The sequence below is a fragment of the Shewanella inventionis genome (genome assembly GCF_014641855.1).
Classification (GTDB): domain Bacteria; phylum Pseudomonadota; class Gammaproteobacteria; order Enterobacterales; family Shewanellaceae; genus Shewanella; species Shewanella inventionis.
On record NZ_BMII01000012.1, the window covers coordinates 55,558 to 74,702 of the forward strand.

Below are 19,145 nucleotides of genomic sequence, written 5' to 3' on the forward strand. Positions count from 1 at the left end.
TAAGCAGGAGTAAAGAGGCCAACATAGCTAATGTTCTTGAGTCGGGTCTATCTCAATAAATAACTGCTGGTCTTGATATTGATAAGGGCGATATTGATGCTGACCGCAATTGAAGTACAAAAAAGCCCCTTTAACAGCAATACAGCTTAGGGGTAAAGATTGCAAAATGGATAACTGTTGTTGCTGACGCACAAGCTCTTGCCACTCATGTTGTTGCTGCAATTCGTCGCGAACTGCAAACGCATCAAACGGTTGCGATGATTTACGCACAACAACGCTGCCAGCTTCAGCTTGAGAGCTCATAAATAGCCCTATAATCAAAATAATCAATCCCAAACGATGTGACATCCCCCCCCTCCTAACATAGAATAAACACTTATGACATTATACCATCTGCACAGTAATGCGCGTGTTGCCACAAATACTCTTTAGTTTAGATAGGTATCAATTGAGATAACAACGGCGAATCGATACCCATTAGCACAAACGATGAGAGTTGACTTGAACAGAGCAGAGTTTCAAAACAGCAAAAAAAACAGAACCCAAAGGTTCTGTTTTTTTAGATTATCGCAAAGATGAGATTATCCAGCAGATTTAACACTCACAAATTCAGGGTAAGCATCAACACCGCAATCTGACACATCCATACCATTGTATTCTTCTTCCTCTGAAACTCGAATACCCATGGTCATTTTTAATACAAACCAAACAAGTAATGATGCTGCAAATACCCAGATAAAGATAACTGCTGCGCCATAAAGCTGACTGCCAAAGCTTGCATCTGCGTTAGATAGCGGAACTAACATTAGGCCTAAGAAACCTGCAACACCGTGTACAGAAATCGCACCCACTGGGTCATCAATTTTAATGCGGTCAAATGCAATGATAGAGAATATAACCACCGCACCGGCAACCAATCCAATCACGGCAGCCATTAAGAATGAAGGCGATAATGGATCAGCGGTAATGGCAACTAAACCAGCTAACGCGCCGTTTAAAATCATGGTTAAGTCGGCTTTACCCCAAACAACCTTACACACAATCAGCGCAGAGATCGCACCAAAAGCCGCTGCAGAGTTAGTGTTTACAAAGATTTTAGCCACTGCAGTTGCGTTTTCGGCATCAGAGACCAATAACTGAGAACCACCGTTAAACCCAAACCAACCCATCCATAAAATAAACATACCTAGCGTTGCCATTGGTAGGTTTGAACCAGGAATAGGGTTTACTTGGCCGTTAGCACCGTATTTTCCCTTACGAGCACCCAGTAACAACACACCTGAAATTGCAGCAGCTGCACCAGCCATGTGCACAATACCACTACCAGCAAAGTCAAAGAAACCGGCTTCTGATAAAAACCCGCCACCCCATGTCCAATAACCTTCAACAGGATAAATAACCGCAGTCATAACCACTGAGAATGCTAAGAAAGACCAAAGCTTCATACGCTCTGCAACTGCTCCAGAGACAATTGACATTGCAGTAGCAACAAACACAACCTGGAAGAAGAAGTCTGACTCTAGCGCATGGTCTGCGTCACTGGCTTGTGAGCCAATTAAAGAACCAAACGAGGGTAAAATACCGCCTTCAGTATTGTCCACATACATAATGTTGTAACCGACAAGCAAAAACATGGCGCAAGCGATCGAATATAAACATACGTTTTTAGTTAAAATTTCAGTGGTATTTTTTGAACGAACAAGACCTGCTTCTAACATCGCAAAGCCCGCTGCCATCCACATGACCAACGCGCCTGAAATCAAGAAATAAAACGTATCAAGTGCGAAACGTAATTCAGTGACTGTGAGTCCTAATTTTGTTAACTCTTCCATAATCGCCCCCTATAACGCTTCGTTATCAAGTTCACCCGTGCGAATACGGATGGCTTGTTCTAATTCAGTCACAAAAATCTTACCATCACCAATTTTGCCGGTATGGGCAGCGGTTGTGATAGCTTCAATTAACATTTCTAAGTTTTCAGCTTTGGTGGCAATTTCCAATTTTACTTTTGGTAAAAAATCCACTTGATACTCTGCACCACGATAAAGCTCTGTGTGCCCCTTTTGACGTCCAAAGCCTTTAACTTCAGTAACAGTCATACCCTCAATGCCCATGCCTGCTATGGCTTCACGGACATCATCCAATTTAAATGGCTTGATGATAGCGCTGACGAGTTTCATCTCGACCTCCAAAAGTGTGAAAAAATGTAGTTGTTATTGATTTGTGTATTAGCTAATTCAATCATCAGGCCACTTTTATTAATATATTGTTTTTAAATAAAAAACTATAAAACAGCTCTTTGAGTGTGTGCATAAAAGCACCAATACCGTGCATTTAAAAAACAACTACGCCTTATTTTGGTGCGATATAAAAATGGTTAAATGCCGCGTCAGCAATAAGGTTGGTAAAGCAGGATTAATTGAGTAAAGACGAGAAAACAAAAAAACCGCCCTATAAAGAGCGGTTTTGATTGGGGATAATTTATGAAATAAACAATCTAACTTTTATTTCGTAAACCTTATTACTTGTAGGTAGCTTCGCGTTTTTTGGCTTCTTCTTTCCACTTAGGTACAAGTGTCTTTTTGAATTCAGCTTTTTCAGCATTCATAGTTTTCATATCCATGCCAAGTGCTGCTTGCGCTTTAGCTTTAGTTGATGTGTCTGGGTAAGCGATTGGTTGCTTAACACCTTTGACTGCTAATAGCTGAGCTAACTTAACACGTGCATCTGCAGCTTTATCAACCGAAGTACCTAGAATACGAAGTGCTTCATCTGGAGCATGAGCGGTTACACCGTGTGATGCAGTCGCATAATCCCAACGCCATTGTGAATGACGAATATCCATAAGGATTGGCTTCATTTCAGCTTCAGTAGCACCGGCATCCCAAGCAGCTTTCGCTTCAAAGTGAGCTTTCACTAATTGTGCTTCAGCACGTGCTTTTAGCTCTTGAACCTTAGCTTTACGTTTATGAGTAATGTCTACTAAGAATTCTTTACTTTGTGTATGGCACGTTGCACAGGTTTCTTCGAAGCGATCAAATGGGTTACCCACTTTATGGTCAGTATATTTACGGCCTTTGTCGTTAGTCACTTTAGGCATATGGCAATCAACACAACTTACATTGTTTTGACCGTGAACACCTAACTGCCAAGTTTCATAACCAGGGTGCTGCGCTTTTAGCATTGGCGTTTTAGAAACCGCGTGAACCCAATCAGAGAACTCCATGCTGTCGTAGTACACTTCCATTTGTTCAACGGTAGTGCCCATATCCCAAGGGAATTTAACAAAGCCAGGACGCTCTGCTGTTTTTTCAAAATAGTACTCTACGTGGCACTGAGCACACACCATTGATTGCTTATCTTTACGAGAAGCTTTATCAAATGGGGTATTTAGTGTTGTCATTGCACGCTCTGCAAATGGACGAGACATGCGTAATTTTGGAGAGCCTTTTTCATGGCAATCTGCACAACCGAGTGCGTTAACAATTTCAGGGCCGCCTTTAGCCCATTTACCACTAAAGTAACCGTCTTCGCCTTGCTCTTCAATTACGCGAGGTACGTCAGGGCTTTTACAGCTCCAACAAGCCATTGGCATTGGGCCATCTTCCGCGTTTTTAGGTGCGCCAGTACGTAATGTGTTGGTCACATCCGTTACCGCGTACATATGGCCGCGAGGTGCGTTATAGTCTTTTGCGAAACCGTAACCAGCCCACAACACAACTAGGCTAGGTACTTGCTCCAACATATCAACAACTTCTTCGCTTTCTGCAGTTGCATGCCAGCTGTTATATTGATTTGAAAATTTATCTTTATAAACCTCACTACGAGGCTCAGTTTTATCACTCGCCATTGCGCCAGCAGCCATAAAGCTTGCTGCGATAACGGCACTGAGTGCAATTGATTTTGCGTTCATCTTCATCACCCTTTATCTCCGTGTTACATTATATTTAGTTTAATAACCACGACATCTCCAAGGTCAAAAGTAGCTATTAACCCCAAATTTATACATACCTCCAATGGGGTATAGAGAAGAAAGTTTGCGCCAGATCAACATGTAAACAGGATGTATCTCACAGTTCTGTAAACTTGCTAATGTAAAGCAGGCAAACCTAATGTAGAACACACTATTAGACAGGGGGCAGAAACCCTACTTTAGTCTGATGCTGATACTATTATTTACCAAGCAAAGTAGGATTTTATGTTTACTCGAGGCAGTCTCACCTCAACAATTTTAGGCTTAATGCTGTTGTTAATTTTATTATCGTCAAGCTTAGCGGTTTTTTCGATCGTGAATTTAACCTTCAGTCTTGGTGATGCTAAGGGGATAAATGCCTCTGGCTCTATGCGTATGCAAAGTTACCGCTTATTGCTATTTACCAATGCAGGCAGCATTAATACCCATGAAAAAATCGTCGAATTTGAAAACACCCTTAATTCAGATGCACTAAAAAGAACACTCGATTGGTATAGCCCTAAAGAGTTAAGCGACCAATACCTGCTAGTGATCGACAAATGGCAAGTTATGAAAAGCTATATAGAGGCTGGTGACGCCCGCCTTTATTCTGCTGCATTAAAAGACTTTGTCGATACCATAGATACACTAGTATTGAAAATGGAACTGTTTGCTGCATTTAAGCTAAAATTGCTAGTAATCGGCCAAATAATTGGGTTAATTATTTTATTAGCGATTGCTTTTGTTGCCGTGGTGTTTACCCGTAAACGAGTCGTTAAACCGCTGCAATTATTAATGGACAGCGCCGCGACTATCTCTAAAGGTAACTTTAAAGTTAAGATGCCTAAAACAGATTATATTGAACTCACAGCACTAGGTAACGCGTTACAGAAAACAGCATCAGAATTAGCCGATCTTTATGATGACCTAGAAGGGCAGGTTAACGAAAAAACCACTGCACTCACCCGAGCCAATAACGAATTGAGTTTTCTTTATGACAACCTCGTGATGCTTCATGCCGACAAACTTGACTACAGAGCATTGCAATCTGCTATCAATCAGCTCAAATACTATGAGGATTTAGATTATCTCAGATTAGTCATTAACCATGAAGACGGTTCAAATGATGTAATTAACGCTGAAGGTGGCTGGCCAACAAACAAAAATGAAATTAATTCGGTACACTTTCCACTGACGATAGAAGCCACACAACTAGGTTATTTGGACGTAATATCAAGCCAGACACTTAACCGGCAACTGTTTGAAAACTTTGCCATGATGCTAACCCGATCTATCACCATTCATAATGCCACTGAGCAACGTCAGCAATTAGCATTAATGGAAGAACGTGCGGTTATCGCCAGAGAACTACATGACTCGATTGGTCAGGTATTATCATTTTTAAAAATTCAGGTCAGCTTGCTGAAAAAAAGCCTAGTGTTAAGTTGTCGCAGCCCTGAAGTAGAAGCACAATTGGTGGAGATCAACGAAGGTGTCAGCACGGCTTATGTACAATTACGTGAGTTACTGTCTACATTTAGATTAACCATTAAAGAGCCAAATTTAAGCCAGGCTATTGAGGTAATGCTTGATCAATTACGGCAACAAACCGATGTTGACATCAAGCTAAATTACAAATTATCGGCGCATTTACTTGAAGCTAAACAGCATATTCACATTTTACAATTAATTCGCGAAGCGACACTCAATGCAATAAAACACGCCAACCCTAGTCAAATAGTGATAGATTGTCAGTTAACAGCCAATGGCATGATAACCATCGCAATATGTGATGACGGTATTGGTGTTTCGCATTTACAAGAACGCGACCAACATTTTGGTATTGGCATTATGCATGAACGAGCCAATAAATTAGATGGCGTAGTGTCATTTAACAGTAACAAGCATGGCGGTACCACCGTTACGCTCAGTTTTCCACCTCAACAGGAGCCTTTAAATGGGTAAGCCGTATTCCGTACTTGTTGTCGATGATCACCCTTTGCTAAGACGTGGTATTTGCCAACTGATCACATCAGACAGTGACTTTTTACTTTTTGGCGAAACCGGCACAGGTTTAGATGCACTCACAGCCGTAGCCGAGAATGAACCCGATATTATTTTGCTAGACCTAAATATGAAAGGCATGTCGGGCTTAGATACACTTAACGCAATGCGCCAGGAAGGCGTTACCGCAAGGATTGTCATTTTAACCGTCTCAGACGCAAAACAAGACGTTATACGCCTATTACGTGCCGGCGCAGATGGTTACTTACTCAAAGACACTGAACCAGACTTACTGCTTGAACAACTCAAAAAAGCCATGCTTGGTCATCGCGTTATAAGCGATGAGGTAGAGGCTTATTTGTACGAATTAAAAAATGCAGCAGATGATAACACCTGGATCGACAACCTCACTCCACGTGAATTGCAGATATTGCAAGAACTTGCAGAGGGTAAGAGTAATCGAATGATTTCAGAAGACTTGCACATCAGTGAAGGCACGGTGAAAGTCCACGTGAAAAACTTACTGCGTAAAGCTAACGCAAAATCGCGCACAGAAATGGCGGTCCGTTATTTAAACCAATAACACTTGCAGCCTACATTTTGTATAAAGTGATCCCCACTCAATTAAGTGTGGGGTAAGCTTTATTTCTGATTGATAAATGCTAACCAACTTTGTAATACAGACTCAAAATCTTCTAACCCGCAATAGGATTCAGATTCAGCATCATATAAATTCATTGCCTCATCTAAATCATAGTCTTCTTCAAAATCAATGACATTAGCAAATACCCTAACTTGTTCTGAATCGATATCAATCGTTAAATCTGCGCCAATATCACGCCAGTGATTTTGACTGCCTGCTTTAATCATAATAATTTGAGTGAGTATATGATTCGCCCGGCTGTTATCATCGCCAAGCTCTTCAGCAAACCATCTCCCCAGCACTTCATGATCCATACTAAACTCAGCAAAAACCGTTCCTTCTAGGCGGTTACGACGAAATTGGTATTCCATTATTATTGCTCTGTAATTTGCGTTCCCTCTATTTTAACCGAAGAAAAGCAAACCTGCTGCCAGTAATCTATTGCGATGAACTAAATGATAGATAACTATCCAGTTTTACCTGCCATGCTCGTTATACTTGGGCCAAGCTCAAAAATAGCGTAAATTGCTTCGATAGGCGAAAACGAGAGATCAAAAATAATGAACAAAGGTTTTATTTACAGCTTACTGTTAACTGGCCCCAATGCCGGCCAGTCACTTACCGAACAGCAAGTGGCTCAATGGCAGCCACAAGACGGGCTATTATGGTTACACCTTCGCTATCGTGAGCCCAAAGCGCGTAAATGGATCTTAAACTCAGGGCTAGAACGTGTTGAAACTGATACGTTATTGGCAACAGATACACGCCCTCGAGTTGTCAATTCAAACAAAGGTGTCTTGCTCGCACTACGCGGGGTTAATTTAAACCCCAACTCAGATCCTGAAGACATGGTTGCTGTGCGCATTTATGCTGAAGAAAACAGAATAATTTCAACCTGCGAACGTCAATTACAATCTGTCATCGATATTGCAGATGCCATCACCCAAGGCAAGGGGCCTATAGATACCGCAGCGTTCATCATGGCCATTTGTGAGCGCTTAACCCAGCGTAAAGTAGAGTTTATCGGCAAACTTGAAGAACAACTCGACGAGCTAGAAGAGCGCGTTGTCACTCAAGTGAACAAAACCTTGCGTACTGAAATTGCAGAACTGCGCAGGCAAACTGTAGTACTGCGTCGCTACCTTGCACCACAACGAGAAGCGTTTTCTCGAATGCTTCACGAGACCAGTGAGTTATTTGACGACAACGACAAAGTGCGTTTACGTGAAATCCATGAAACCTTAATTCGCGTTATTGAAGATCTCGACGCCATTCGCGACAGAGCCAGTGTGACTCAAGAAGAGCTGCAATCGCAGCAATCTGAACAAGTAAACCAGCGATTGTATTTTTTATCTTTAATCTCAGCAGTGTTTTTACCGCTCGGTTTTTTAACAGGCCTACTCGGTGTCAATATTGGCGGTATCCCCGGCGCAGAGACAAATTGGGCATTTGCAGCTTTCTGTGGTGGGTTATTTGCCCTTATCGCGTTACAAATGTATTTGTTTTATCGCCTAAAGTGGCTTTAATTACATAGCCAACAAAAGACTTTATGGATTGCAGACAACAAAAAAGGACGCTGGGCGTCCTTTTTCATTATCGCGTGTTGCAACTGGGCGCTAACCCAAAATACAAGCTGCACACACTATACAATCAATTATTTAGTTGCCGCTGCAGCTGCTGCAGCCGCTTTTTCAACTGATACAAGTTCAACTTCAAAAATCAAAGTTGAATTAGCTGGAATAGTCCCAGTGTCTCGCTCACCATAAGCTAGATCTGCAGGGATAACAAACTTGTACTTAGCACCAACAGGCATTAACTGTACGCCTTCAGTCCAACCAGGAATAACGCGATTAAGTGGGAACTTAGCGGTTTCACCACGCGCATATGAACTGTCAAACTCAGTACCATCAATTAATGTACCACGGTAATGTACTTCAACAGTGTCTTCTGCAGCAGGTTTGTCACCTTTACCGGCTTCTAACACTTCGTATTGAAGACCAGATTCGGTGGTGGTTACGCCTTCTTTGGCTTTGTTCTCTTCTAAGAATTTTTTGCCTTCAGCAATTGATTTAGCCGCTAATGCTTCAGCTTGCTCTAAACGCTTGTCGTTTAACTTTTTGTCTAGATTTTGCAATACCGTTTGCATTTCTTCTTCGGTTAATTGCATTTCTTCGCCTAAGCCATCGCTAAAGCCTTTGATAACCATGGTGCGGTCAACAGCAAAACCTAACTCTTCTTGCTCTTTAATATGACCAGACATGTACTTACCAATTGAACCACCCACACTGTATGCTTCTTTTTGAGCGTCAGTTGTTAGCTCTACTTTCTTTTGTGCAACGTCTTGTTCTTGGTTACATGCAGTCAATCCAACAACAGCTAATGCAACTAACGATAATTTGTAAATAGATTTCATTAAAGCTTCCTCAGCATCCTTTAGTGGTTACAATAACCTAATACATTCAACTACGAGATGTTTTAGTGGTCATGTTCGTTTGCCACTTTATACTAGTTAATGGGGTTATACCATTGGGTCGACCTTATATCACAGGGTTTACGACAATAATTCAAGGGGCAAGTTCATGACAAGAGGTTTAATGCTGTTATTTTGCTCAACTTGGCTCTGTGTATGGTGTTTATCCGCTTGCCAACCTGTACCGAGTCAGTCAATCGAAATCACCACAGACGCCAGTTATAGTGCCAGCCTATCAGACAACGCAGAGCTAGCATTAATTAGCACGGCTAATAATGGCGTCCAAGTGTGGGACCTAAGCGGCCCGAGCATGACTTACCAATGGCTTCAAGGCAAAAAAGATAACACCAGCAATGTCATTGACACCGCCATCTCAGCCAATAACACCTTTGCCGCCACTATAAGCAGTGACTCCTTAGCTATTTGGCGCTTAGATGATGGAAGCTCTGTTGGATGGTGGTCACTGCCCTCTTATGCTCAAAGTGTCGCTATCGCTGATAATGGTCAAACCTTAGTAGGACTGGTTGATGGTTCGGTAATGTCATTATCACCACAGCAAAATCGTTTGATTCAATTTTTAGGTCACCAAGAAAAAGTGAACAGTGTCTCAATAAGTGCTGACGGTCAAAAGGCTCTGACAGGGGGAAATGATGGTAAAGTTATGCTTTGGTATAGCCAAAGTGGTCAGCCTATTCAGCAATGGCAATTGAGCTCACGCATCACCAAGGTACTCATTAGTGATAGCGGTAACTTAAGCTTTGCAGGTGACATAACCGGTAATGCCGCGATATGGCAATCAACAAGTGGAACCCAAATCAGCCAGTTAAATATCATCCGCAGGCAAATGAACTTCTCCTCAGCGCGCTTTGTCAAAAATGATCAGCAACTACTGACTGGCACGCCATCTAAAGAAATCTTTTTATGGCTCGTTGGGTCTGGTACACAAGTGGGTCATTGGCAAGTTCAGCTGAGTAAAAACACCCAAAACAGAGGCGCTGTAGTATACTCTGCCGCAATGACCCCAAATGGCGCTATTGTCAGTATAAGTAGCCAAGGGTTAATTGAATATTGGCAGCAGTAACAACAATAATTAGAGGTTTACGTGGAGCACATTTTACACAAGATTGACGATCTTGAAATGAAACTGTCTTTTCAAGAGGTCATGCTTGAAGATCTTAACCAAGAAGTGATAAAACTCAATGCGTTAGTTGCCAGACAGCAACAGCAAATGATATTAATGGTCAATAAATTACAGGCCATGGAGCCAAGCAACATGGCTTCGCAAGCAGAAGAAACGCCACCACCACACTATTAATATTGTTATGCTATCCACCCAATCTAGCGTACGGTTTACTCGCTGGTGAATAGCTTTACGAAGTAAAATAACGATTAGCAGGCAAATATGCATTCAAGTCAACATCTCACAATAGCAACGACAGGCGATAACATTCTGACGTTAAAAGCCGCTCCTGTGACAGTATTTGATGACGAACTAGCCGTACTTGCCAGCAATATGTTATTAACCATGCAAAAAGCTAACGGTGTCGGCATTGCTGCAACACAGGTATTTAGCAACACGGCAATGTTTATAATGGCATCCAATCCAAACGAGCGTTACCCTGATGCGCCTATCATGGAACCCACCGTGGTCATTAACCCCAAAATCTTATCGGTATCCACTGAAACAGAAAACGGTATTGAGGGGTGTTTGTCTGTCCCTGGGAAACGGCTCAACATTGTGCGTCACCGCCAAATCGAGGTGCAATACCAATCACTCAATGGTCAAATACACCACCAGGTTTTACAAGGGTTTGTCGCTCGAATTTTTCAACATGAATATGATCACTTGCAAGGTATCACTTTGCTTGAGCGTATTAATCTGATGACACCTCCAATAGAGGTCTTACCATGTTAAAAACAGTTTCATTATTATTAATATTATCCTGCTTAACGGGTTGTGCTTATAACAGTGTATTCATTAATTACCCATCGCAAATTGCCCCTTACAAGCAGCAATTAAACAGCGAATTACCCGTCGCAAATATAGATGAGTTAGCCAATAATATTGATGGAAATGATGGGCTATTATATGCACAAGAAACCGGACGAATTATGCAAGTTGCTGGCGATTTTGAGCGCAGCAAAACCTTCTATCAACAAGCTATTACGGCCTACCAAGCCTTTGACGATAAAGCCATCATTAGCGCCAGTAAACTCGGATCTGGTGCAACCAGCCTACTCTTAAACGATAATGCAATACCTTATCGCGGTCCTGGTTATGAGCGAATTATGCTGCATCAATACCAAGCCCTAAATTATTTGTTTAGCGGTGACGCTCAAGGTGCATTAGTTGAGGTGCGCCGCAGTAACGAGCTGCAAAGCATGGAGCAAGCACGTTACCAACAATCGCAAAAGTCAGTGCAAAACATGGCTAATGGCACTGTTGATGCGCAAATGGCACAATTAAGCCGATCTGCAGGTAGTGTCACCAGTTCATTTTTAAATGCCTATAGCTATTACATAACAGGTTTATTGCACGAACTGGCTAACGAACCCAATGACGCCTTTATCGATTACCGCAAAGCTGCGCAAATCACACCAGATAACCGCTATTTACAACAAGATTTAGTGCGACTTGCAAAACAATTAGCGATGCCACAATACGACGAATTTAAACAACGTTGGGGCGATGCAATTACCCCTACACCAGAGCAAGGCCAAGTGGTATTTATAGTTGAACGTGGTTTTGTTCCAGAAAAACAAAGCATAACGGTTCCATTCCCAATCAATGACAACTTACAAAGTGCCTCGCTTGCCACTTATCAACCCCAAAGCCCGCTGCCGTTTGCAAGCAAAATACAGGGGTTAGATACCCCCTTAGAAGCACAAAACATCGCCAATATAGACGCGCTTGCGATAAATGCATTAAAAGAAGATTTGCCCGCTGCGTTATTTCGCCAAGCAGCTAGAATTTATGCAAAATACGAATTAAACCAAAGCGTGCAAAGCAGCAGCCGTCGAGCGAATAACCAGGTTGATGCTGGCGCACTGGTGATGCAAATTTTTAACGTAATCAGTGAGCAGGCAGATCGTCGTAGTTGGTTAACCTTGCCGCGCCAGGCGCAAATCGCAAAGCAATTTGTTGATGCGGGCCATTATGATATTCGTGTAAATAACAGCCAAAACACTAAAATTGAAGTAAAACCAAACCAGACAACATTAATTTGGGCAATAGAGACTGGAAATCGTACCCGTTTTTATTCGATAATCATCTAATAGATAATAACCTTATCAACTGTCACTCATCACCATTGGAATTTATTATGAAAAACTTGAAACTGATATTTGTGTTAGCCGCAGTGATAGGGCTAAGCGCCTGTCAATCTAAAGTAGAATATGGCAACGCCACCGAAGTCGAAACCGTCAACGAAAACTTTGGCTCTACCGATCTACAAGATATTGCAGCTAAAATGGTCGACTCCATGATGACATTCCCACCAGTGGTTGTGATCACCCAAAATAATCGTCCAATTATATTTGTAGATAAAATTAAAAATAAAACTTCTGAGCATATTGATACTGAGTCTGTAACTGACACTATCAGTAACAAGTTACTGCGTTCTGGTAAGTTCCGTTTTATCGACATGACCAAAGTAGACACGGTACGTAAACAATTAGACTATCAAAATAATGCTGGCATGGTAGACCCAACCACAGCGATAAAATTTGGCCGTCAAATTGGTGCGCAATACATGCTCTACGGCAACCTATCGAGCATCGTTAAGCAAGATGGCAGCACTAAAGACGTTTACTACAAGATGACCATGCGTTTAATGGATCTTGAAACAGGCTTAATTGAATGGTCAGACGAAAAAGAAATTCGTAAGGTTAAATCGAAGTCATTTTTGGGCTTGTAATACACAAGCACATAGCAATAAAGCCGACATTGATGTCGGCTTTTTCATACACCCAATAATAAGTTAGGAACACTAACGTGAAATTGTTATCCACTGAATTGTTTAGTCCACGGGTTATAAAGACCAGTTTCGTTGCCCTATGCTGCGCGAGCATAATGAGCTGCAGTAGCTCATTATCAACCTCATTGTTACAACGTGATGGCTCAGCTTATATTAGCCAAGCACAAGCTCAAGCACGCTCAAATGTCATCACTAATGTACAATATGATCTCACCTTCTTTTTAAGCGAACATAGCCAATTCAGTGCAAAATCAATCGTCCATTTTGACCTAAGCAGCGTCCCTAAATCATTAACACTGGACCTCAACAAAGCTAACATTAAACAATTCACCATTAATGGCACCAAGGTTTATCCTAACTACAACGGCGCTTATATTGTGATTAATCAAAGCCTACTGGTGAGCGGCAATAACACTGTAGAAGTTGAGTTTACCCGTGAGCACAGCACTAACGGCGAAGGCTTGCATCGTTTTGTCGATCCCGTCGACAACAAGGTGTATTTATACTCACACTTTGAGCCAGCTGCCGCACAACAAATGTTTGCCGTATTTGACCAGCCAGACTTAAAAGCCACTTACCAAATTAATGTCCATGCCCCAAAAGATTGGCATGTGATCAGCGCCATGCGAGAAACCAATGTAGTCGATCAGGGTGATACTAATCTATGGAGCTTTCCTGCCACACCCAAATTAAGTCCATACAATTTTTCAATGCATGCTGGGCCATATAAAGTTTGGGAAGATAACTCAGGCCGCTACCCTATGCGTTTATTCTCGCGTCAATCAGTTGCAGAGCAAGTCACACCACAAGATTGGTTTACTTACACAAAACAAGGGTTAGCATTTTTTGATCGTTATTTTGGAATTGATTATCCATTTAAAAAATACGACCAACTCCTAGTGCCTGATTTTTTATATGGCGCGATGGAAAACGCAGGAGCCATTACCTTCTCTGAAGATCGCTTCTTATTTAATGGCCAAATGACAGCTGAGCAAAAAGAGCGATTAGCCGGCGTCATCATGCACGAAATGGCCCACCAATGGTTTGGTGATCTCGTCACTATGAAATGGTGGAATGGCTTATGGTTAAACGAAAGTTTTGCCTCATTTATGGGGACATTGGCCACTAGCGAAGCCACAGAATTTAGCCATGCTTGGCGTACTTTTTATGCTTCAGGCAAGCAAGCTGCTTACCACCAAGACAGTTTAGTCACCACGCACCCCATTGAAGTACCTGTGGCTACCAGCCAAAATGCCTTTGATAATATTGACGCCATTACCTATCAAAAAGGCGCATCGACCATCAAACAGCTTAGGCACTTACTAGGCGAAGAAACCTTTCGCCGTGGTGTTAGCCAATACTTACAACAATACAGCTACAAAAATGCTGAACTTAATGATTTTATTAATAGTTTAGCCAAAGCCAGTGGCCGTGATTTATCGCAATGGACAAAAGAGTGGTTATACGCTGCGGGGGTCAACACCATCAAAGCACAATACACTTGCCAAGGTAATCAAATAGACTCATTTGCAGTTGTCCAAACAGCAGAAGACAGCCAACATCCAACACTGCGCGAGCAACGAGTACAAATTGGTTTATTTACCAAGCATCGCTACGGTTTAGAAATGCAACAATCCGTTGCCGTAACCTATAAGGGAGCTTACACCGAGGTTAACGAACTCATTGGTGAAATCTGTCCAGATTTAGTGTATCCAAACTATGATGACTGGGGGTTTGTGAAAGTTGAACTAGACCAGAAGTCATTCACCACAGCTAAGCAACAACTCGGCCAAGTAAGCGATCCACTTCTGCGTTCTATGTTATGGCAAAGCATGTGGGACAGTGTCGTTGATGGTAAAGCATCAATGGAGCAATTCATCAATATTGCGCTCATCAATGCACCACTGGAAAAAGACTACACCATATTAGGTCAGGTGCTTGATAACCTGCAACGAGCCAAAAACTATCTCGACTTAATGGCTCCTATGCATGCCAGTTATAACAGCAAAATCTCAAAAGCACTCAGCCAAATGAGCCTTAGAATGAGCATGGAGCATTACCGCAACCGTGATTTTCAGCGGCGCTGGTTCGATGCCTACATCAGTTTATCGAGTCATGGAGATGCACTAGAACATATCCAGTCTTTGTTGAAAAACAAAAGCCATATTAAAGGGCTTAACTTAGATCAGGATTTACGCTGGGCAATGATCCGCCAACTTAACCGTTATGATTACGACGATGCTCATGCATTATTAGCAAGAGAGAAAAGCCTTGATCAATCAGACTCTGGAGAAAAAGCCGCAATTGCTGCTGAAGTTATACGTCCAGAGTCGGCCCTTAAACGTCAATGGCTAAATTGGATTGAGCATAACAACAGTATGGCATTCTCAAAAATCAGGGTTGCTATGTATAACCTCTACCCTGCCGAGCAAAAGCTATTAAGCGCTGCAACAGCAGATCAACGCTTTGCTAACTTGCAGCTAATGGATGATAAAGGCCCAGTGTTTATGCGCAGTTTCGCATCACAACTTATCCCTATGGATTGTAGTTCAGCCAATATTGACAGCATTAACAGTGTATTAAATCGCGAAACAGGGCTATCTACATTGGCCAGACGCGCGCTGCTTGAAACTCGTCAACAAGAACAGCGCTGTGTGAGCATTAAGCAAAAACTCTAATATCCATTCTGTAAAAACAAAAGCCGGAGCAATCCGGCTTTTTTATGTTTATACCTTGATGTTTGTAACGGTATGACTCAACGGCTTAGGATAGCAACTTATACCAATTCCACTAATTATCTGGTCATTCAGCGGGAATTCTGTACCTTCTAGGCAAGTAATAGGATTGTAGGCATAGTTGCTCTCGGCAACTGCTCCTGCGTTGCTCTACCTCCTGCATCCATGCAGTCGTACGTCAAAATACTATTAAGCAGCATAGAAGGCACAGAAACCCGCCTTGCAGGAGACGCTCAGACAGTCCATTTCTTTGTTGCATTGCCTTAGAAGGGAATAACCATTATTTCAACAATGCGCCTCAAACTGAACAGTCTGAGCGACTCTGATTGGTCACATAATTAATGGAAATGGTATTAAACCAAATTAGCCTGCACGTAATGATAATATTTTGCTGATATCCAATGGTGGTTGATATTGACTCAATGCTTGGTTTGTTTGATCAACAGCGTAAATCGACATACGGTCAGCCAACTCATTACCTTCAATGCCACTGTGTGCTGCCACATGCTTTAATGCGAATTTATCTTTCATCTCGTCATATAACTCATGCGCTTGTTTGATGATATCTAAATTGGCAATCTCACCGCCTTTGCGAGTCCAACCTTTTGCCTTCCAACCATAAGCCCAGTTGCTAATGCAGTTAATTGAATATTGTGAGTCACTCATAATGCACACAGTTTGACTGTTTTCGATGGCGTTTTTTGCCATCAGCAATGCTTGATACAACGCATTTAATTCAGCAGTATTGTTGGTACCGTTTGGGTTAAATAAACCATACCATAGCTGGGCAAGTTGGCCTTTGTGGTATACCGCAATTCCCGACCCCGCTTTACCCGGATTAGGCTCACAACCACCGTCGGTGTATATCACCACATCAAACTGGCTTAACACAGCCTCATTATCGCTAATGGATTTTGTTGTGTTAACAGATTGGGGGCTTACAGGCTTTGCCGATGTGCGGCCAATACTGCTAGTTGGTGACTTAGCAAAAGCCGCTTTTGCCTCTGCCTCAGTGGCAAATGATTTGTATTTAGCTTGAGGAAACTTATCAACTGAGCGTTTAGTCACATCCCAACTCGTAAAAATTCCGGTTTCACGCCCAGCCCAAACTACATAATACTTCTTCGCCATTGTGTATACCCATGCAAAATCAATGCTGTATGATGCCACGATTAAGCAAGCCTTTAAAACAAAACCTGCAACTTTGGCAGGTTTTGTATTGGCTAAAAACAGTTCACTTTACTTCACGACAATGGGGCCATCAATATCCTGGTAATTAACACTCCCCGAGCCAGCATTAACGACCTCAAGCCCTTTGCTATTATTAACATTAATGCTGCCAGAACCATCACTAATGGTGACTTGGCCTTGCACCTGACTAATATGAATTGAGCCAGAACCATCAACAAGATTAACCCAGCCATTAACGTGATCGATAGTTATCGAACCTGAACCATCTTTTAAGACTAAATTACCCTTAGCATGGTTAATCACCACAGAGCCAGAGCCATCATCTAGGGTAAGTTCGCCAATGTTATTCATCACTATGCTACCACTGCCGTCATCAAGATTGATGGCAGCTGAAACATCATCGATACGAATAGATCCTGAACCGTCGGTTAGATCTAATGCTAAAGTGCTCGGTACTTGAACACGTAAATCAATATAGGGCGACTCTTGCATAAACCCATCAGACTCAATGCTAGCAACCAAAAAGCCCTTGTCGCCTTTTTGAGTCAGGGATAAATCCATGTCAACATCGTCAGCATCTTTGTCAGTGTAAATATCAGCGCTGACCTTAATTTGCGTTAAGCCGTCGACACCTTCAATAACTAATTTACCCGCACCAGTATTCGCCACTAATTGAGTAATCTCGCTAGCATCTAAGCTTAATTGTTGTTGTGTCAGGGTTAAATCGGTATCAGTTAACATCGAATCAGCCACACCAAACACTGACTCTGCTTCACTTTGAGAAGCGCCAAATAGCGTTGCGCCTAAAATTAACCCCACAGTCACACTCACAGTTGCAATACGAACAGACATAGTATTAATTCCTTTTATAAACACATAAAAATAGATTAGGCTTTATCGTATTCGTCTGCGACCGCCGTTATATAGAATCTATAGCAGGTTTCATGCCAAACACTAACATGCTGTTTTATAATAAATAAAAAGTATAAGCTAATTTTAAATTAGCATATTTAACCAACTAATTATCGAGTTACACAAAAATTAGCCAATATAACAACGGTAAAAACGCCTTATTCTTTTTGACATTAAGAAGCACTTTTTATGACCACATCTTCAACACCACAATTTATTGATGTTATTGTCGGCTCTACCAATCCGGTAAAAATTAATGCCGCCAAAAATGCCATTGCCCAATATTTTCCAAGCAGCACCATACGCTGTCAGGGTATGCATGCGCCCTCGTTAGTGGCAGAACAACCTATGACCGAAGCAGAAACAAAATTAGGTGCAATAAACCGCGCGCGAGATTGCCAGCAACAGGCTCAAACTGCCGACTTTTATGTTGCAATGGAGGGCGGTGTAGATCAATTTGATCATGGTCCAGCCACATTTGCTTATATGGCCATTATCAGTAATAACACCTTATCTGTCGGTCGCAGTGCCAACTTACCTTTACCACAGATTATTTTTGATGCACTGGAAAATGGTGAAGAGCTCGGCCATGTAATGGATCGACTATTCAATACTGAAAACATTAAACAAAAAGGCGGCGCAATTGGTTTACTGACACAAGGTTTAGCCACAAGAGAAAGTATTTACACTCAAGCACTAGTGCTAGCAATGACCCCTTTTGTTAATGCGGAATTATTCAATGACTCAAACCACTAAACAAATCACCCATGCACATTTGCACATTCGCCAACTCACACCAGCAGACAACGCAGCGCTAGCACAGGTTATTCGAGATGTGTCGGCAGAATACGGATTAACGCCTGATAAAGGTTTTAGTGTGGCAGATAAAACCCTCGACTGTTTAAGTGAGGTCTATCAACCTGAGGGATCACAATACTGGGTGATTGAATACCAAGGCAATGTAGTTGGCGGCGCAGGCGTTGCTCCACTCGCCGGCAATGATGGCGTATGCGAATTGCAGAAAATGTATTTTAGTCACGTTATTCGCGGTCAGGGCATGGCAAAAACATTATCACGTCAATGTATTGAGTATGCAAAGCAGCAAGGCTACCAATCCATGTATTTAGAAACAACCGCCGTGTTAGGTGAAGCCCTAGCACTCTATAAAAAATTGGGGTTTCGCCACTGTCAGCACTTAGGGCAAACCGGCCACGATGCCTGCGAAATCGCAATGATCTTAGATTTATAGCTTAACACGTTG

At 42.1% G+C, this 19,145-nt stretch carries 19 protein-coding genes; 11 read left to right on the forward strand and 8 right to left on the reverse strand.

Annotated features, from left to right (window positions below; translation table 11 throughout):
- Positions 1–27 precede the first annotated feature (27 nt).
- From IEW93_RS08430 to nrfA, 4 genes are all read right to left on the reverse strand, one after another.
- Entirely contained in the window at positions 28–348 is a 321-nt protein-coding gene (locus IEW93_RS08430; RefSeq protein ID WP_188738890.1) for a hypothetical protein, read from the reverse strand.
- A gap of 233 nt (positions 349–581) precedes the next feature.
- Positions 582–1,832: an ammonium transporter AmtB gene (gene amtB, locus IEW93_RS08435; protein ID WP_188738891.1), complete on the reverse strand. Its 1,251-nt coding sequence runs from the start codon at positions 1,830–1,832 to the stop codon at positions 582–584.
- A 9-nt stretch (positions 1,833–1,841) separates the two neighbouring features.
- Positions 1,842–2,180, reverse strand: coding sequence for a P-II family nitrogen regulator (locus tag IEW93_RS08440; protein WP_160053502.1), 339 nt, complete (start codon positions 2,178–2,180; stop codon positions 1,842–1,844).
- A 341-nt stretch (positions 2,181–2,521) separates the two neighbouring features.
- Entirely contained in the window at positions 2,522–3,919 is a 1,398-nt protein-coding gene (gene nrfA, locus IEW93_RS08445) for an ammonia-forming nitrite reductase cytochrome c552 subunit (RefSeq protein ID WP_373284895.1), read from the reverse strand.
- 279 nt (positions 3,920–4,198) lie between these two features.
- Between nrfA and narQ the strand changes: the two genes are divergently transcribed.
- Both narQ and IEW93_RS08455 read left to right on the forward strand, forming a co-directional pair.
- The gene (narQ, locus tag IEW93_RS08450) at positions 4,199–5,917 is read left to right on the forward strand and encodes a nitrate/nitrite two-component system sensor histidine kinase NarQ (protein ID WP_188738893.1); all 1,719 of its coding nucleotides are present in this window, start codon (positions 4,199–4,201) and stop codon (positions 5,915–5,917) included.
- On the forward strand, positions 5,910–6,539 hold the full coding sequence (locus IEW93_RS08455) for a response regulator (RefSeq protein WP_188738894.1): 630 nt from the start codon (positions 5,910–5,912) through the stop codon (positions 6,537–6,539). The genes narQ and IEW93_RS08455 overlap by 8 nt, the downstream gene beginning before the upstream one ends.
- 59 nt (positions 6,540–6,598) lie before the next feature.
- On the opposite strand, the gene IEW93_RS08460 is transcribed toward IEW93_RS08455, so the two are convergent.
- Complete coding sequence (locus IEW93_RS08460) at positions 6,599–6,970, reverse strand: YacL family protein (protein WP_188738895.1); 372 nt, start codon at positions 6,968–6,970, stop codon at positions 6,599–6,601.
- Positions 6,971–7,159: 189 nt separating this feature from the next.
- On the opposite strand from IEW93_RS08460, the gene IEW93_RS08465 reads away from it, so the two are divergent.
- On the forward strand, positions 7,160–8,125 hold the full coding sequence (locus tag IEW93_RS08465; RefSeq protein WP_188738896.1) for a zinc transporter ZntB: 966 nt from the start codon (positions 7,160–7,162) through the stop codon (positions 8,123–8,125).
- A 128-nt stretch (positions 8,126–8,253) separates the two neighbouring features.
- On the opposite strand, the gene fkpA is transcribed toward IEW93_RS08465, so the two are convergent.
- Positions 8,254–9,012: an FKBP-type peptidyl-prolyl cis-trans isomerase gene (gene fkpA, locus IEW93_RS08470; RefSeq protein WP_188738897.1), complete on the reverse strand. Its 759-nt coding sequence runs from the start codon at positions 9,010–9,012 to the stop codon at positions 8,254–8,256.
- A 166-nt stretch (positions 9,013–9,178) separates the two neighbouring features.
- Here fkpA and IEW93_RS08475 point away from each other — a divergent pair, with 166 nt between their 5' ends.
- The 6 genes from IEW93_RS08475 to pepN all read left to right on the forward strand — a co-directional run bounded on the left by IEW93_RS08475 (position 9,179) and on the right by pepN (position 15,724).
- On the forward strand, positions 9,179–10,150 hold the full coding sequence (locus IEW93_RS08475; RefSeq protein ID WP_188738898.1) for a WD40 repeat domain-containing protein: 972 nt from the start codon (positions 9,179–9,181) through the stop codon (positions 10,148–10,150).
- Positions 10,151–10,171: 21 nt separating this feature from the next.
- Entirely contained in the window at positions 10,172–10,384 is a 213-nt protein-coding gene (locus tag IEW93_RS08480; RefSeq protein WP_188738899.1) for a SlyX family protein, read from the forward strand.
- Between the two features lie 87 nt (positions 10,385–10,471).
- Complete coding sequence (def, locus tag IEW93_RS08485; RefSeq protein ID WP_188738900.1) at positions 10,472–10,984, forward strand: peptide deformylase; 513 nt, start codon at positions 10,472–10,474, stop codon at positions 10,982–10,984.
- Positions 10,978–12,345 (forward strand): COG3014 family protein, encoded by a 1,368-nt coding sequence (locus tag IEW93_RS08490; RefSeq protein ID WP_188738901.1) that lies wholly within the window; start codon positions 10,978–10,980, stop codon positions 12,343–12,345. Before def ends, IEW93_RS08490 begins: the two co-directional genes overlap by 7 nt.
- Before the next feature lie 47 nt (positions 12,346–12,392).
- Positions 12,393–12,986: a penicillin-binding protein activator LpoB gene (gene lpoB, locus IEW93_RS08495; RefSeq protein ID WP_188738902.1), complete on the forward strand. Its 594-nt coding sequence runs from the start codon at positions 12,393–12,395 to the stop codon at positions 12,984–12,986.
- Positions 12,987–13,141: 155 nt separating this feature from the next.
- Positions 13,142–15,724 carry an aminopeptidase N gene (gene pepN, locus IEW93_RS08500; RefSeq protein WP_188738903.1) on the forward strand — a complete coding sequence of 861 codons (2,583 nt, stop codon included), beginning with the start codon at positions 13,142–13,144 and terminating at the stop codon, positions 15,722–15,724.
- Between the two features lie 420 nt (positions 15,725–16,144).
- On the opposite strand, the gene IEW93_RS08505 is transcribed toward pepN, so the two are convergent.
- Positions 16,145–16,912 (reverse strand): ribonuclease H family protein, encoded by a 768-nt coding sequence (locus tag IEW93_RS08505; RefSeq protein WP_188738955.1) that lies wholly within the window; start codon positions 16,910–16,912, stop codon positions 16,145–16,147.
- Positions 16,913–17,020: 108 nt separating this feature from the next.
- A complete protein-coding gene (locus tag IEW93_RS08510; protein ID WP_188738904.1) occupies positions 17,021–17,824 on the reverse strand; it encodes a DUF4097 family beta strand repeat-containing protein in 804 nt (267 codons plus the stop codon).
- A gap of 249 nt (positions 17,825–18,073) precedes the next feature.
- On the opposite strand from IEW93_RS08510, the gene yjjX reads away from it, so the two are divergent.
- Together yjjX and IEW93_RS08520 are read left to right on the forward strand one after the other, a co-directional pair.
- Positions 18,074–18,640 (forward strand): inosine/xanthosine triphosphatase, encoded by a 567-nt coding sequence (yjjX, locus tag IEW93_RS08515; RefSeq protein ID WP_188738905.1) that lies wholly within the window; start codon positions 18,074–18,076, stop codon positions 18,638–18,640.
- Positions 18,624–19,133, forward strand: a complete 510-nt coding sequence (locus IEW93_RS08520) for a GNAT family N-acetyltransferase (RefSeq protein ID WP_188738906.1) — start codon at positions 18,624–18,626, stop codon at positions 19,131–19,133. Before yjjX ends, IEW93_RS08520 begins: the two co-directional genes overlap by 17 nt.
- Positions 19,134–19,145: the final 12 nt, after the last annotated feature.

Bases quoted from the DNA above. Each gene is read 5' to 3' on its own strand.
- IEW93_RS08430 (WP_188738890.1), bottom strand. From the start codon at position 348: ATGTCACATCGTTTGGGATTGATTATTTTGATTATAGGGCTATTTATG.
- amtB (WP_188738891.1), bottom strand. From the start codon at position 1,832: ATGGAAGAGTTAACAAAATTAGGACTCACAGTCACTGAATTACGTTTC.
- IEW93_RS08440 (WP_160053502.1), bottom strand. From the start codon at position 2,180: ATGAAACTCGTCAGCGCTATCATCAAGCCATTTAAATTGGATGATGTC.
- nrfA (WP_373284895.1), bottom strand. From the start codon at position 3,919: ATGAAGATGAACGCAAAATCAATTGCACTCAGTGCCGTTATCGCAGCA.
- narQ (WP_188738893.1), top strand. From the start codon at position 4,199: ATGTTTACTCGAGGCAGTCTCACCTCAACAATTTTAGGCTTAATGCTG.
- IEW93_RS08455 (WP_188738894.1), top strand. From the start codon at position 5,910: ATGGGTAAGCCGTATTCCGTACTTGTTGTCGATGATCACCCTTTGCTA.
- IEW93_RS08460 (WP_188738895.1), bottom strand. From the start codon at position 6,970: ATGGAATACCAATTTCGTCGTAACCGCCTAGAAGGAACGGTTTTTGCT.
- IEW93_RS08465 (WP_188738896.1), top strand. From the start codon at position 7,160: ATGAACAAAGGTTTTATTTACAGCTTACTGTTAACTGGCCCCAATGCC.
- fkpA (WP_188738897.1), bottom strand. From the start codon at position 9,012: ATGAAATCTATTTACAAATTATCGTTAGTTGCATTAGCTGTTGTTGGA.
- IEW93_RS08475 (WP_188738898.1), top strand. From the start codon at position 9,179: ATGACAAGAGGTTTAATGCTGTTATTTTGCTCAACTTGGCTCTGTGTA.
- def (WP_188738900.1), top strand. From the start codon at position 10,472: ATGCATTCAAGTCAACATCTCACAATAGCAACGACAGGCGATAACATT.
- IEW93_RS08490 (WP_188738901.1), top strand. From the start codon at position 10,978: ATGTTAAAAACAGTTTCATTATTATTAATATTATCCTGCTTAACGGGT.
- lpoB (WP_188738902.1), top strand. From the start codon at position 12,393: ATGAAAAACTTGAAACTGATATTTGTGTTAGCCGCAGTGATAGGGCTA.
- pepN (WP_188738903.1), top strand. From the start codon at position 13,142: ATGAGCTGCAGTAGCTCATTATCAACCTCATTGTTACAACGTGATGGC.
- IEW93_RS08505 (WP_188738955.1), bottom strand. From the start codon at position 16,912: ATGGCGAAGAAGTATTATGTAGTTTGGGCTGGGCGTGAAACCGGAATT.
- IEW93_RS08510 (WP_188738904.1), bottom strand. From the start codon at position 17,824: ATGTCTGTTCGTATTGCAACTGTGAGTGTGACTGTGGGGTTAATTTTA.
- yjjX (WP_188738905.1), top strand. From the start codon at position 18,074: ATGACCACATCTTCAACACCACAATTTATTGATGTTATTGTCGGCTCT.
- IEW93_RS08520 (WP_188738906.1), top strand. From the start codon at position 18,624: ATGACTCAAACCACTAAACAAATCACCCATGCACATTTGCACATTCGC.